The 1133-nt window shown below is 63.5% G+C and carries 1 protein-coding gene; it reads right to left on the bottom strand.

Going from position 1 to position 1133, the window contains the following annotated elements; translation table 11 throughout:
* Positions 1 to 1133, bottom strand: a 1133-nt coding sequence (locus FB478_RS21015) for an amino acid permease (RefSeq protein ID WP_144601538.1), incomplete at both ends; no start/stop codon positions are given.

The raw sequence follows: 1133 nt of genomic DNA on the forward strand, positions 1-1133 counted from the left end.
CCGGTGTAGCCGTCGCGGGTTTCGGCGATTTGGCGGATGCGGGTGCGGCAGGCGTACCAGCCGGCGACCATGAGGATGGAGGCGATGGCGGTGACGAGCATGGTCAGGGGTGAGTCGATGAAGACCATGATGAGGACGCCGATGAGGAAGAGCAGGGAGAGGTAGCCGGTGTAGGGGGCGCCGAACATGCGGAAGGAGGGGCGGGTGACCCAGCCTTTGTCGGCCCAGCGTTTGAGTTGGATTTGGCACAGGACGATGGTGGCCCAGGTCATGATGATGCCGACGGAGGCGATGTTCAGGACGATTTCGAAGGCTTCGGCGGGGACGAGGTAGTTCAGGGGGACGCCGAGGAGGGAGACGGTGGCGGTGATGGCGATGCCGCCGTAGGGGACGCCTGCTTTGTTCATGCGGGAGGCGAAGCGGGGTGCGGAGCCGTTGACGGACATGGAGCGCAGGATCCGGCCGGTGGAGTAGAGTCCGGCGTTCAGGGAGGACAGGGCGGCGGTGAGGACGACGAGGTTCATGATGACGTCTACGCCCTGGACGCCGATGGAGCCGAAGAAGGTCACGAAGGGGCTGACGCCTTTTTGGTAGGAGGTGAAGGGCAGCAGCAGGGCCAGGAGGATCACGGAGCCGACGTAGAACACGGCGATGCGGAAGACCACGGAGTTGATGGCCTTGGGCATGATTTTTTCGGGGTTTTCGGTTTCGCCGGCGGCGGTGCCGACGAGTTCGATGGAGGCGTAGGCGAACAGGACGCCTTGCATGAGGATGATCATGGGCAGCAGGCCGTTGGGGAAGATCCCGCCGTTGTCGGACAGGAGGCTGATGCCGACCTGTTGGCCGTCCACGGGGGTGCCGAAGATGACGAAGTAGGTGCCGATGATGAGGAACGCGACCAGGGCGGCGACCTTGATCAGGGCGAACCAGAATTCCATTTCGCCGAAGACCTTGACCGAGACCAGGTTCAGGGCCAGGACGACGATGAGGGCGGTCAGTGCCCAGGCCCACTGGGGGACGTCGGCCATCCAGGGGATGTAGTTGCCGAAGAAGTGCATGTAGAGGGCGGCGGCGGTGATGTCCACGATGGTGGTGGTGGCCCAGTTGATCCAGTAGAACCAGCCGGAGACGAA

Origin of the sequence: Arthrobacter sp. AG367, from assembly GCF_007828995.1 — a bacterium.
In the GTDB taxonomy this organism is placed as follows: domain Bacteria; phylum Actinomycetota; class Actinomycetes; order Actinomycetales; family Micrococcaceae; genus Arthrobacter.